Source organism: Dorea longicatena, assembly GCF_024168045.1.
Taxonomy (GTDB): domain Bacteria; phylum Bacillota; class Clostridia; order Lachnospirales; family Lachnospiraceae; genus Dorea_A.
Genome location: NZ_CP100126.1, coordinates 2,187,303 through 2,200,967, shown reverse-complemented (window position 1 = coordinate 2,200,967; position 13,665 = coordinate 2,187,303). Strand labels below are relative to the sequence as shown.

The window sequence follows — 13,665 nt, the reverse complement described above, 5'->3', positions numbered from 1 at the left end:
GTTAAAATATTAGTGGGTGATAGTATAATGGAGATGAAAAATGTATATAAAAGTTTAAATGAACAAAAATTGTATTATGAGCAGGAGTTAATAAGAAAGAAAAATGTGTTAAAAGACACAAAAGAAGAAAGAAAAAACATTACAATTAAAAAAATTCATGGGGAATTATATTATTATGCACAGTGCAAAAGGGCGGGAAAAGTGAACAGTCAATATTTAGGTCCTGTAATTCCGGGAACAATTGCAGATATAGAAGAAAAACAAAATAAAATAGAATGTCTGACAGAAGAAATCAAAGAATTAGAGTGGAATATTGAGAGTCTGGAAAAAATGATGGAGTATTACAAAAAAAGGGAAAAAAAAGAACCTGTTATGAATAATTTTTCTTTTGAAGTATATTGGAAAGATGAAATTACGGCGAGAGTATATGTAAAGAAAAAGAAAGTCATTGTATCGCGTTATACGGAGAATCCGGGAAAACAATTATTTGCATCAAAAGAGATGACGCGTTTTCAACTGGGAAAGATTATGGAAATGAGATGTTGGGAGAAGGGAAGACCGGATATCAATGAAATTCTAAATCATCTGGGATTATCAGAATACAATCCTTATGAAATAGTCAGAAAAACACATGGAGTAAGTTATAATGATTTTATTTGGTTTCGTTTTCCGGGAGAAAAATTGACCAGTAAAGATGTATTGGTAAGGTGAGAAGATGTTCAAAGAAGAAATTGGAAATGAGTTTATTGTAATTCAAGAAGGAACCAGTGAGGGAACACAGATAAAATATAGAAAAGATGGCTTCTGGTATAAAAAGGATAACAGAGGACATGAAGGACGTGCAGAATATCTGGTATCAAAATTTATGGAATTTACCTCATTAAAAACTTCAGAATATGTCACATATGAAGAGGGAACAATTAATGGAAGTTCTGGATGCAGAAGCAGGAATTTCCTGACTGGAGAAGAAGAACTGATTACATTTTACAGATTATATTACAACGAAGTAGGAAAAGATCTTTCAAAAGTAATCGGAAATATGGATACGATGGAAGAAAGGATAGAATATGTGGTGTCATTTATAAAAGAAAGCTGTGAATTAGATGTAAAAGAATATTTAAGTAAGATATTTATGTTGGATATGATCTGTCTGAATGAGGACCGGCATTTAAATAATCTTGCGATTATTATGAATGGAGACAAATTTACACCGGCACCGATTTTTGATAACGGAATTGCACTTTTGACAGCAAATCAGAGTGTAAACCGGCATTTTCCTATTGCGGATAATGTGAAAAGAGTTGTAGCCCGGCCGTTTTCTGGTTCGCATGAAAAAATGATGGAATATTTTGGAAAAGGGTTTTCTGTCGATGTGAATTCGGCTCTGGATTGGTTGGATACAGAGCCGGATTCGATGGAACGTAATGTATTAAAATATCAGATTGAACGGTATAAAGGTATTTTGAACTGATCGCTATTAAAAAGGAGCGGTTGGTGAATGAGCGTGAGCCTAAATAAATAATTTCACCAACCGCGTCTTATCCAGCACAAAAATCGATACATCCATAAAAAGATGCGCCAGTAGCGTACTAAGGATCACACCGTTGGAAGTCAACAGGAATCCACAGTGGAATCCATACCAGCATACGATGGCGGAATAACTTCCCATCAGTACCAGAAGCGGCAGATTTCTTGCGACACCCTGCAGTGTTTCTTTGATATCTTCCAGTGTAGAATCAAAGTACAGGAAACGGCCGACTGCCAGTGTGATAAAATACATGATCAGTGAATCATAGTTCGAATCATGGTAGATGAACTTGATATATAATAAGATCAGAATAATATAAAAGGCAGAGATCAGTCGCACGGACGCCTTTTGTCTGGTCGGAATTGCAGTTAACGGAACGAACAGGATATCGAACCAGTTTGTCATAAATACAGAAAATACCAGAAATAAAAGTAAGATAATGTTCTGGTATTTCTGCCAGTAAAAGGCAGCCTGTGGGATCCGCTCATCGATAATATAATAAAGAGACAGGAACAACAGTACCGAAGTACTGGAAAATACCATCTCATAAAAGCTTTCAATAAGCGAGATTTCTTTTACTTTGTGGATATGGTTCAGCTTCCGGATCTGTTTTGGCGTCAGATCCTGTGTATTAAGTTTATAGTGTTTCTTAAGCTTTGCTGCCAGAACAACGATCGCAAGCACTGCAATCAGGCAGAGCAGGGAGACAAGCATGAAGCCTCCGGCATTCTTAAAGTTAAAATAATGAATCAGATAATATTGGAACATATCATATACCTTCTTTGATGTAATATTTTTTCGGTTACATATTGTAGCACTTTGAAAAAATATTGCAAATAGGAGAATTAGTAGTGGCAGGTCTTGTAGATATGAAATTGAGTCAAATGTCAAAAAAATTAAAAAAATTTAAAAAAGTACTTGCATTTCATAAAATTCCATGCTATTATAAATAAACATTGTTGATGCGGGTGTAGTTCAATGGTAGAACACCAGCCTTCCAAGCTGGATACGTGGGTTCGATTCCCATCACCCGCTTTTTTGCTACCCTTTTTTAGGGTATGCAGGAAAGGAAGCATGAATTATGTCATTAGAAAAAGCAAAGAAGTATCTGGAAGAAAAAGGTTATGCAGATCACATCATTGAACTGGAAGAATCAAGCGCAACGGTGCAGCTTGCAGCAGAGGCACTTGGTGTAGAACCGGGAATGATCGCAAAGACGATGTCATTTCTGGTTGATGGAGAACCGATACTGATCCTGACAGAAGGAACGGCGAAGGTTGATAACCGTAAGTATAAGGATCTGTTTCATGTAAAGGCGAAGATGATTCCGTTTGGTGAAGTAGAAGAATATATTGGACATGCTCCGGGTGGAGTGTGTCCATTTGGGATTAAAGAGGGAATCACAGTCTACCTGGATGAGTCATTAAAACGTTTTGAAACAGTCTATCCGGCAGCCGGCAATGATCACAGTGCAGTCAGGCTTACAATTGCGGAACTGGAAGATGTCGCCGGGGCATGTGGATGGATTGATGTGTGTAAAGAAATTTTGCTATAAATTTTGCTATAAAGCAGAAAAGAATAGACAAGAAAAAACATGACATGGTAGAATAAAGGAAACATTTGTGGCAAAACAGACGAAAGTCTGCGACGCAAAGCTACAGAGCCTGTAAAATGGTAGCCAGTTGCAGATAATAGTAGGCACTGCTTGTTTAGCAGTGCTGTTTTTTTATAGCAGGAGTGAAAAGAAAATAAAAGGAAAAAGAAAGGAAAAAGAGTGATCGCAGGCATTCTGCTTGTGGGAATTATAGCGGTCACCCTGACAGGGTGTAAACATACAGACAGCAGTAAAAAAGAGACAGAAAAGCCGGTCATTACGCTCGGCAGCGACAACTATCCTCCATACAATTATCTGAATGAGGATGGTGTACCAACTGGTATAGATGTAGAACTGGCTACAGAAGCATTCAAAAGAATGGGATATCAGGTGGATGTTGTACAGATTAACTGGGAGAAGAAAAAAGAACTGGTGGAGAGTGGAGAGATTGACTGTATTATGGGATGTTTTTCCATGGAAGGACGCCTTGACGATTACCGTTGGGCGGGACCGTACATCGCAAGCCGCCAGGTGGTTGCTGTAAATGAGAACAGCGATATCTATAAACTGAGTGACCTGGAGGGAAAGAACCTGGCCGTCCAGTCTACAACCAAACCGGAGGGAATCTTCCTGAACCGGATGGATGAGAGAATCCCCAAACTGGAAAATCTGATCAGTCTCGGACACAGGGAACTGATCTATACGTTGGAAGAGATGCGTCAGGATGGCACATCTCTGAAAATCATTGAAAAATATCAGGATGATCCCCAGAAGTATTTGGAGGTGGATGATCTTGGATATTAAGAGAAAGAAAAAAGAAAAACGAATCCGGCTGCTCGGTGGTCTGATTGGAATCTGTGTGGTTGTAGTCTCTCTGATTTATATGCTTACGAGTGCACTTGCCATCTATGACAGTACTGCAGATAGAGTAACATTTTCTGATTTTGTAAAAGACAATATGCTTGCTTTTTTTGTCGCTGTAGGATTATTTGTACTTAGCATAATTAGCATTATCCTTGTACTTTTACAAAAGGCAAGAAAAGCAGAAGCTGTCGCAAAGCTTGTGGCCGGAATGAATGATCATATAGCAAAGCCGATCCAGGTTGATAAGCTGCTGTCGACATTAAAGACTATATTGACGGAAAATATAATTTTATAAGAAGTGGTGAAAGAAATGAAAATATCTGACAGAGTCATCCTTCCTTTGGTTGGAAGTGCCTTTCAATCGGGAAAAGCAGCAGAAGCAATTGAGAAAATAGAAGATAAGGAACTGGCGCAGATTGCACAGGGAGAATATTATTTCTTCTCGGCGCAGGCGGAAAAATGTGTGGAGACGGTAAAAGATTATCTGGATCACGATGATGTGATGCTCCGGCTATCGGCGGATATGCTTTACACATTTGCGAATCTTACACTTGGAGATCCTCAGGCAGCACAGCGTACAAGGGAAGATGTACATCAGTGTTTGACCCAGGCAATGCAGGAGGATGCACCTGTGAATGTAAAAGCGGCCTGCCTGTTCGCATTTTATGTAATCAGCATATTTCTTCATATACCGCCGGAGGAAGGAACACCGCCGCTTCAGCAGTACATTCCGTATCTGCCAATCGGACAGCGGTTATTTGCGGTGAGCCTTCTGGCGCATGAGATTTATCTGAGACAGGATTATGCTAAGGCAAAAGGTGTTGTGCAGGGTGCATTTCTGATGGCAGACGGAGTATACCCGATCTCCATGATTTATCTGGGCTGTGTGCAGGCAATGTGTCAGATCAATCTGAAAGAACAAGAAGAGGCGATTCAGACGGTGAGCCAGGCATGGGAGTGGGCAAGATTTGACAAATTCATGGAACCATTTATCGAGTATCATGGTCTGCTGCAGGGAGTTTTGGAAGTCTGTATCCGGAAAAAAGAGCCGGAAATGTACAAGAAGCTTGTAGATGGTGTACTTGCATTCAGCCGTGGCTGGATGAAGATTCACAATCCCAAGATGCAAAAGGCAGTGACGGATCTTCTGAGCCCGCTGGAATTTTCCATAGCCATGCTGGCGTGCCGTGATTGGACGAACCAGGAGATTGCAGAACATTTGGGACTGTCTGTGAATACGGTGAAGCATTATGTCTCCGGAATTCTGGAAAAACTACAGATTGATAAACGCGATAAGATTAAAGAATTCGTAAATCAATAGAATAACAGGATACGAAAAAGTGTCTGTTTTACAAAAGGAATTGTAAAACAGGCACTTTTTGGGCTTTCAACGGGCATGTGAGGAATGTATTTTTTTTGATACAATATGTATAGAGACTTATTTTTGAGAAAAAAATGAGGAGGGATAATACATATGAAGAAACGTCTGGTCAGTATGATTTTGAGCGCGGTGCTGTTTGCAACATCAGTGCCGGTCGCAGCATTTGCTGAAGATGCGAATACGCAGAATCCGGTTATGCATTCGGAGGAAGGAACGTCTCAGGGTTCGAATGCGCGGAAGGAATCCGGCATTGACTATAAGAAAAATGGAGGAACGTTTGCAGAAGGTTACACGGCTCCGTCTAATTACGATGAGCCGGTGACAGAGCTTCCGGGAGCGGAGCAGATCACAAAAGCGGGATATGAATTTGCCGGCTGGTATGATAATGAGGAGTTTAACGGAGAGCCGGTTACTTCGCTTAGCACTGCGGATCATTCCGGCAGTGTTGTCCTCTATGCAAAGTGGACGGAACGCTACTACTATGTGGATATTCCACAGACGGTCAATGCGGATGGGGATAAGCTTACGATAAAAGCGGATGCAGGTGGATTATATGACAAGGATCATGTGAGCGTGACAGTCCAGTCTGAAAATGACTGGAAATTAAAGAGTGGATTACATAGTCTTGCATATGAATTGAGAAATCCGCAGAGTGGTTCGGCACTGGAAAATGGTTCGGTTGTCGCAAGTCTTACGAAAGATGAGAGCCATAAGCAGCAGGAATATGACTGCAACATTCTGGACAAACCGAACTATACAGGTGACTATACAGATCACCTGACTTTTGACATTGCATTTCAGGATACAGCGTACAACATTACATATGAGACAAATGGCGGGACTATCACGAAGAAGAATCCGCAGCAGGCAGATCAGATGATCACAGTAACACAGGAGCAGTACCAGGCAGGAACCGTTCTGAAGGATCTGCCGGCACCGGTGAAAAAGTCCAGTACATTTCTTGGCTGGTGTTACGATGAAGCATGCACCAGATATGTGGACAGTAAGGACCGTCTTCTGAGTGATGTGACATTGTATGCCTCTTATGCAGACAACCAGCCGATGGAAGAAGTGTCAATGGCGACTTATGCCAGAGCAAATGATGTGGCAACTGATTTTACGATTCCGATGACGGATACAAGTGCTGCCATGACGCCTGATCAGGTGCGAAAAAATTTCACGATAAAAAATGTGACAGATTCTTCCGAAACGGTTACGGTAGATGTGACTGAAGGAGCAGACCATACATTTACAATCAGCAATCCGAACGGATGGACACCGGGGGCAGCCTATAAGCTGGAGCTTCAGGAAAAGGCGTTATATTTTACAGGATTTGACCCGACGATCCGTGTCTATGATTTTACGGTCTATCGTGAAGAAGTCAAAAATGTAGAGTTAAATAAAGAAATCAAGTATATTCATAAGAAAGAGCTTTCCAATCTGACTGTAAATGGAAAAAAAGTAGAGGAAGTTTCAATCGCGGCAATGACGATTGGAACAGACGGTTCCCTGACCGAAGAAGGCAGTGATACGACCGGAACATTTACTTATAAGAAGCAGTTAGAAGTCGGCGACCAGGTCGCAATTTATTCCGGTGATGTGATCCCGACCATGGATATGTCCTCTGGTGACAACAGTGATGTGTCATTTATCGAGATTACAGGAGCGGATGGGGACAAGTATACATATCGTGGCTCCAGACCGGAAGACGTGCTCTTTATGCCGGATGTGCTGCCGCTTTCTATGGACAAAGATCAGGACGGTGACCCGGATAATAACAGTGTAACGATTAATGTCAGCGACCTGACCTTTGGTGATGATGCTATGAGCCGGGCTATGGATCTGGACAGTGAGACAACCGTAGATGAGGGCGATTATCTGGCACTTTACACAGGTACAATGGGAGAAAATGGAAGCGGAACCGTGTCTCTCTATGGAGAGATTACGAATGTTCTGTTATCAGGAGAAAGATACATAGTAAGCTATATGCCTGTGAGCGAAGAAGATATGCGCCAGACTATGGACGTGTACCAAAAGGAAAATGTAGAAGGGGAGGACCTTCTGGAAGATACCGATGTGCAGGCGCTGGAAGAGGATATTGAGACACAGGCAGTAGACAGCGGATTTGCATCCGAAGTAGCAGAAAGAGTTGCCGATGCGGCAATGGAGACAGAATCTTTTGAGGAGCTTCAGGAATCTCTCAAGGAAGATATGAATGCAGACATCATGGTTCAGAGCCAGGGCTATGGCCAGTTGAGAAGGGCAAGAGCCGCAGGCGGTTCCCGTGTGGAATTAGGAGTACCGACGGTAAAAGCAAATCTCGGCACGACACTAAAACATTTTGACGGAGATGTGAGCGGACTAAGGCTTGCACTGGAGATCGGCGTGCCGATTACAGTTCATGTGAACAGGGGCGCAGACATCGAGATCATGATCACGGCGACATTTGAACAGGAAGTGCGAGTATCCATCGATGTGGACGGTTCAGCCGTGTGGAAAACATGGGGATTTATTCCGTACATTGCAGATTACCGTGTAACGGCATCTCTGGAATTATATGAATACACAGGAATCGGACTGAATGTCAACTTCAAGACTGCAGAAACCGGAAACCCGGTGTCTGATTCCAGTTCGAAATTACGAAAAGGTGTCAATAAGATTACCGAAGAGCTGAAGAATATGATGGAGAATGGCGAGGATTATCTAAATTCTGCATCAGGTCTCGTCAGTGGCGGAGATGAAATATCCGTATCCAAGTCTCTGGCAGAGAGGTACTCGGAACTTCTGGCAGACGAGGCAGACTGGGTGGAAATCTACAAGCGTCCGCTGGTAGACCAGCATTTCCGTGTGCTTCTGATCATTGATATTCAGGTGAAGTTGGAATTCGTTGTCTCCGCAAATGTGAACATTTCCATCGGAATGACGTACTGGTATAAGAATGCGAAAGAGTATGTCTTCTGTGTACGGGTCAAAGAGCGGACGGCGACCAATGATACGATAGATCTGGTAGAGGAGCAGTATGAATTTACGGCATATGCTATGGGAACTCTTGGCATCAAAGCCGGTGTGAGACTGACGGTGCGTGTGGGATTATTATCAACGTCCATCGCCAGTGTCGGTATCTCGGCGGATGTGGGCGGTTATGCACAGGTCTGGGGTTACCTCTACTACGAATTGAAATATACGGCATCGGCAGGACGAAGCAGCCGTGCTATGGGAGCTATGTATCTGGAAATCGGTATTTATCTGGAAGTGAAGTTCGAGGCACAGGCACTGTCCAATGCATTTACCTATAATCCGACACTTTACGAAAATGAGTGGCCGCTTTATAGAGTAGGTGTTCTGGAAAATGTACTGGATTTTGCTTATACCCAGGATAAGGTTGCCGAGATTAATATGAAGCGGGAGATTCAGTCGGTTCAGATCCCGGATGAATATTTCAAGATGCAGTACATGGATATGAAGACCGGACTGGACGACGGAAAATATTACGAGAAGATTTACGAAGATGATACAAAGTATTTCAACATTTCCATGACGAACAGTGCGTTTACGTATGATCCGGCGACCAATATTATCCGTGTAAATCCAGGTGATGAGCCGGAGCAGGACGGTGAGATGATCATTACATGGAAAAACCAGGAAGGTACCTTTAATACGAAGCCATGTGCAAGAAAGATCAAGCTTCACTGGGATCGCCTGCGAGATGGTTACTATATTGCATTCCAGAGTAATGGCGGATCTTTCGTCGATGCAATTACCGGAAAATATAACGCAGAGATCAAGAGGCCGGAAGATCCGGTAAGACTCGGATACACATTTGCCGGCTGGTATGAGGACATGGATCTCACCATTCCATACACAATTCCGGAAACCATGCCGGAAGAAGACAGACTTGTCTATGCAAAATGGGAAGCAGCCGATGTAGGTTATACAGTCGTAGATTATATAGAAGGAACGAATGGAACCTATGAAGCGCAGACTCCGGTGAAAATGAATGGCAGGACGGAAGAGGAAGTAAGCCCGGTTCCAAAAGAGCGTACGGGATTTGTAACACCGCCGCAGCTTACGGAGACTGTAAAAGCAGACGGCAGTCTGGTCATCAATTACTATTATGCAAGAAATAAATATACACAGACATTCAAGTCCGAAAAAGAGACGGAGAATGGGACGGAGACAGAAGTGATCGCAGACGGAAATTACCGATATGGAACCATGATGCCGACACCGGCAGTCTACAGACCGGGATATGAATTCCTTGGCTGGGAGGACGAAGAAGGCGCTGGGGTTCCAAAGGAAGTTCCATCTGAGAATAAGATCTACATTGCAAAATGGAAAGCACTGGAAGGCATTACTTATACCGTGAAATACTACGTGCAGAATACGGATAACAGCGGATACAGCTTAAGCGAGACTGCGGCTCTGACCGGACAGATGGGAGAGGAAGTCACAGCAAAAGCAGCAGATCTTGACGAGAAAGTCTATCACTTAAAAGGTGAACTGCCGAAGGGAACGATCAAGGCAGATGGCAGTCTTGTACTGAAAGTGTACTATGATTTGAATGAGTACAAACTGACCTTCGATGCAAAAGGCGGAGAATCAGACCAGACAGAAGTGACAGCAAGATATGGTGACAAGATTGCATCACCGATGCCGACAAGAAAAGGCTATGTATTTGAAGGCTGGTATACAGACGAGGCATGTGAGAACGCATTTGGCCAGACGATGCCGGCAAAAGATATGACGGTCTATGCAAAATGGGAGAAGCAGAAAGTCAACTATACAGTCCGGCATCTAATGGAAAAATTACCAGATGCAGAAAAAGAAAATCCGGGTGGAGATAAAGAAGAGTATCCGGACTTAGATAAACCGGTTGAGGAAGAAAATTCATATATCTTATATGAAGAGGAAGTCTTTGCGGCGTATCCGGAAGATAAAGTGACGCCGGACGTGAAGCGTTACGAAGGCTTTACTTCACCGGAAACACAGACCGTGGCAGTGGACGGAAACGGCAACACAGTTATTGAATACAAGTATGCGAGAAATATCCATAAGCTGAAGCTGGTAGACCGCGGGGTCGATGAAAATAATATGGAAGGATTCGGAATGCCATTTGGTGCGGCAATTACAGAAGTAGCGATCCGGGAAGGATATCTCTTTGAAGGCTGGTATACAGATAAGGATTTCAAGAATCGATTCGATGGAACCATGCCGGATAAAGATCTGACGCTCTATGCAAAACAGACACCGGTGATGAGCAGCTATACCGTCTATCATTATAAAGAATCTGTAGATGGTTCTTACTTTGGACTAACGGACGAAGAAGTATTAAGCGGCCTGACAGAATCAGAAGTGACTCCGCAGCCAAAACAATATGAAGGATTTACTTCACCAGAGGCCAAAACAGGACAGGTAAATGGCTGGGGCGGACCGGATATCTGGTATCACTATAAGCGGAACAGCTACAATCTGACTTATGTCCTGAACAATGGAGAAGATAACAAGACTTCAAAAGTCCGCTATGAGGCAGATATTACAAATACTCCGTCGCGGACAGGCTATGCATTTGCAGGCTGGTACACGGACGAAGTACTGACACAGCCGTACGTACAGACGACCATGCCGGCACATGACCTGACACTCTATGCAAAATGGGAAGCCGGAATGAAGACTTATCAGGTGAGACATTATCAACAGTCCATTGGCAATTCAGAGCAGTATGATCTGGCAGAGACAGAAACTGTCACAGCTAAAACAGGAGAACATCTTACGCTGGCAGTAAAAGCGTATGAAGGATTTACAGCACCAAAGCCGGTTAGCTATGATGTGGTAGACGATGGAGAGGTTACGTATGTAGATTACAAATATACGCGTGACCGCCATCAGGTAACGATCCATTACAATAATGGTAATGACAGCGAGACAAAAGAACTTGCATATGGCGAGAAATGGGAGGAAAAACCATATCGTGCCGGTTATGCATTTGCAGGCTGGTATACAGACGCAGAGTTTAAAAAAGCATTTGACGGAGTGGTTCCGGCACGTGACATCACACTTTATGCAAAATGGGATGTGCAGAGTGTAAACTACACGGTTAAGCATTGTCTGCAAAATGCCAATGATGACGGATATTCACTGGGAGCACAGGAGAACTTTAACGCCGATACGGATACGGTTGTCACACCGGAAGTAAAGAACTTTGATGGATTTACAGCACCGGAGAAACAGCAGGTGACAGTCGAAGGTGATGGAAGAACAACAGTCATTTACCGTTACACAAGAAATGTGCATACGCTGACGCTTAAGAACTACGATGGTAAGACAGATAAGACGGTAGAAGCAAGATATGAAATGTCCATACCGAAGCCGACAAGAGCCGGTTATGCATTTGCAGGCTGGTATACAGATGCAAAATGTACGAAAGAGTACAAAGCGAATATGCCGGATCAGAATCTGACACTCTATGCAAAATGGGAAGCAAACATTGTCAACTATGTAGTAGAACATTATCAGCAAAATGTACAAGGTGATGGTTATACGCTGAAAGAAAGCAGTCATGCACGGGCGGCTGTGGATAGCGAAGTGACACCAGAAGTCATGAAATATAAAGGCTTCGAGGAACCAAAGACAGAGAAAGTTACCATTTCCGGAGACGGACAGACGACAGTGAAGTACTACTATAAGAGAAAGGTACATACAGTCACATTTGACGCAAATTCCGGAACATTCGCTGCAGAAAAGGGCGAGGACGACAGTAAGATTGTCGTGACCGGACGCTATGGTGCGAATATCACAGTGCCGAAAGCGCCGGCAAGAACCGGATACCAGTTCCTTGGCTGGGACGAAGACGTTGAAATGACGATACCGGATAAAGACCTTACCTATAAGGCACAGTGGCTGAAGATGGAATACACACTTCAGTTCAAGACAGGCGGAGGAACAACGATTGAGCCAATCAAAGGAAATTATGGTGACAAGATAAATACACCAGAAAATCCGACAAGAAAAGGATACATTTTCAAAAACTGGAGTAAGAATGGCAAGAAAGTCGATAACCTTCCGACGACTATGCCGGCAGAAAGTCATATTTACACAGCAATATGGGAGCGGGAGACATACCAGATTACTTATGACTTAAATGGCGGAAGCATGAAGTCCGGGGAGAAGAATCCGACGACTTACAACGTGGACACCACCGTATTTAAACTGAAAAATCCAGTCCGCGCCGGATATACATTTACAGGCTGGAGTGGAACCGAAATTACAGGAGTAAGTGACAATGTGTCTGTAAAACAGGGCTCTATAGAAAAACGGGAGTATAAGGCGAACTGGAGAGAGAATACATATCAGATTACATTTATCTTAAGCGGTACGGAGGCAAAAGGTTCCATGGCAGCCAAGACGGTCAATTACACGGAAAATGTAACACTTCCAAAATGCGGATTTACATGCAAAGGCCACTCCTTTAAGAGATGGTACACCGTGGATAAGAAGGGCAAGAAGACTTATTACTCTGACCGACAGAAGGTGTCGAAGCTGACCGATGTGAATGGAGGCGTTGTGACACTCTATCCGGAATGGGAGGCAAATGTGTACAATGTTACATTTGACTATGGTGACGGAAGAGCGAAGACAGTTAGAAAGACCAAATACGGTGATAAGTACCAGTTCCCGTCAGATCCGACTCGTTACGGCTGGGAGTTCAAAGGCTGGAAAAAAGAAGGAGCCAACACAGCATTTGACATGAGTACGAAAGAGCTGCAGCTTCAGGACGCAAAAAATATTACCTTATACGCAAGCTGGAAAGCGAACCAAAAATATTCTTACAGACCATCAAATTCCGGCAATACATATCGTGTGACAGATAAACATGAGTATACCAGATTTACTTATTATGTAGACGGTAATCAGACTTCTGTAAAGACAACCGGAGACAGTGGACTGGATCCGGCAAGATATCATTTGAATATGAAGAATATTTCCTATAATGCAGTACATCAGAATTATTCAAAGATGAGGATTAGGATTAGTTACAAGATTAAAATGGTAAAAGATGGTTATTCAGATCTGAGAATTTCCTACCATACGAAATCCGATAATAAGGATCACACAGAGTGGAAGAAAAATACGGAGGATCTGAAGAAGAAAAACGGTAAAACGATTACCTGTGAATATACACTTACGACCGGAAGCAAGATTGATGTGGACAGTCTGACGCTGGAATTTGATGCACATGGAGTAGGACCGGATCGATATGATCTCAGCAATCTGAATGTAGATATTACATTTGAGTAGGAG

Annotated in this window: 8 protein-coding genes, 1 tRNA gene and 1 riboswitch; of the genes, 8 read left to right on the top strand and 1 reads right to left on the bottom strand. The window is 42.9% G+C overall.

Features of this window, described 5'->3' with window-relative positions:
* Positions 1-27 precede the first annotated feature (27 nt).
* Both NKF87_RS10395 and NKF87_RS10390 read left to right on the top strand, forming a co-directional pair.
* Complete coding sequence (locus tag NKF87_RS10395; RefSeq protein WP_117598554.1) at positions 28-711, top strand: hypothetical protein; 684 nt, start codon at positions 28-30, stop codon at positions 709-711.
* A gap of 4 nt (positions 712-715) precedes the next feature.
* The gene (locus NKF87_RS10390; protein WP_117598553.1) at positions 716-1,471 is read left to right on the top strand and encodes a hypothetical protein; all 756 of its coding nucleotides are present in this window, start codon (positions 716-718) and stop codon (positions 1,469-1,471) included.
* Positions 1,472-1,510: 39 nt separating this feature from the next.
* On the opposite strand, the gene NKF87_RS10385 is transcribed toward NKF87_RS10390, so the two are convergent.
* Positions 1,511-2,296 carry a hypothetical protein gene (locus tag NKF87_RS10385; protein ID WP_117598552.1) on the bottom strand — a complete coding sequence of 262 codons (786 nt, stop codon included), beginning with the start codon at positions 2,294-2,296 and terminating at the stop codon, positions 1,511-1,513.
* A gap of 196 nt (positions 2,297-2,492) precedes the next feature.
* Between NKF87_RS10385 and NKF87_RS10380 the strand changes: the two genes are divergently transcribed.
* From NKF87_RS10380 to NKF87_RS10355, 6 genes are all read left to right on the top strand, one after another.
* Positions 2,493-2,563, top strand: a tRNA-Gly gene (locus NKF87_RS10380).
* A 46-nt stretch (positions 2,564-2,609) separates the two neighbouring features.
* The gene (locus tag NKF87_RS10375; RefSeq protein WP_028086734.1) at positions 2,610-3,083 is read left to right on the top strand and encodes a YbaK/EbsC family protein; all 474 of its coding nucleotides are present in this window, start codon (positions 2,610-2,612) and stop codon (positions 3,081-3,083) included.
* Between the two features lie 59 nt (positions 3,084-3,142).
* A riboswitch (cyclic di-GMP riboswitch) is annotated at positions 3,143-3,218 on the top strand.
* Between the two features lie 84 nt (positions 3,219-3,302).
* Entirely contained in the window at positions 3,303-3,926 is a 624-nt protein-coding gene (locus tag NKF87_RS10370) for a substrate-binding periplasmic protein (RefSeq protein ID WP_117598551.1), read from the top strand.
* Positions 3,916-4,281: a hypothetical protein gene (locus NKF87_RS10365; RefSeq protein WP_226854051.1), complete on the top strand. Its 366-nt coding sequence runs from the start codon at positions 3,916-3,918 to the stop codon at positions 4,279-4,281. Before NKF87_RS10370 ends, NKF87_RS10365 begins: the two co-directional genes overlap by 11 nt.
* Before the next feature lie 15 nt (positions 4,282-4,296).
* Positions 4,297-5,307 carry a response regulator transcription factor gene (locus tag NKF87_RS10360; RefSeq protein ID WP_117598550.1) on the top strand — a complete coding sequence of 337 codons (1,011 nt, stop codon included), beginning with the start codon at positions 4,297-4,299 and terminating at the stop codon, positions 5,305-5,307.
* Between the two features lie 153 nt (positions 5,308-5,460).
* On the top strand, positions 5,461-13,662 hold the full coding sequence (locus tag NKF87_RS10355; protein WP_253583540.1) for an InlB B-repeat-containing protein: 8,202 nt from the start codon (positions 5,461-5,463) through the stop codon (positions 13,660-13,662).
* Positions 13,663-13,665: the final 3 nt, after the last annotated feature.

Excerpts from the sequence above, each read along its gene's own strand:
- NKF87_RS10395 (WP_117598554.1), top strand. The coding sequence starts at position 28 with ATGGAGATGAAAAATGTATATAAAAGTTTAAATGAACAAAAATTGTAT.
- NKF87_RS10385 (WP_117598552.1), bottom strand. The coding sequence starts at position 2,296 with ATGTTCCAATATTATCTGATTCATTATTTTAACTTTAAGAATGCCGGA.
- NKF87_RS10355 (WP_253583540.1), top strand. The coding sequence starts at position 5,461 with ATGAAGAAACGTCTGGTCAGTATGATTTTGAGCGCGGTGCTGTTTGCA.
- NKF87_RS10375 (WP_028086734.1), top strand. The coding sequence starts at position 2,610 with ATGTCATTAGAAAAAGCAAAGAAGTATCTGGAAGAAAAAGGTTATGCA.
- NKF87_RS10390 (WP_117598553.1), top strand. The coding sequence starts at position 716 with ATGTTCAAAGAAGAAATTGGAAATGAGTTTATTGTAATTCAAGAAGGA.
- NKF87_RS10360 (WP_117598550.1), top strand. The coding sequence starts at position 4,297 with ATGAAAATATCTGACAGAGTCATCCTTCCTTTGGTTGGAAGTGCCTTT.